Annotated in this window: 1 pseudogene; it reads left to right on the top strand. The window is 59.4% G+C overall.

Annotated features, from left to right (window positions below):
* Positions 1 to 207, top strand: a pseudogene (locus AF337_RS04640) (ABC transporter substrate-binding protein); the annotation flags it as partial.

Genomic DNA, 207 nt, shown 5'->3' with positions numbered 1-207 from the left:
CCTACCGCCAGAGCCTGCATGGTTTCTTCGTAAAATCCGACAGTCCTGTAACCTCGATCAAGGAGCCCAAGGATGCGGCGGGCCTCAGGATCGTTGTCGGGGCCGGCACCAACCAGGAGCGTATCCTGGTGAAATGGAGCGAGGAAGATGTCGCAGCGGGCCTGAAACCGATCGAGCTGCAATATTACGACGACGAGGCGGCAAGCC

Origin of the sequence: Rhizobium ecuadorense (genome assembly GCF_001187535.1) — a bacterium.
Classification (GTDB): Bacteria; Pseudomonadota; Alphaproteobacteria; order Rhizobiales; family Rhizobiaceae; genus Rhizobium; species Rhizobium ecuadorense.
This window is presented reverse-complemented; position numbering and strand designations above follow the sequence as displayed.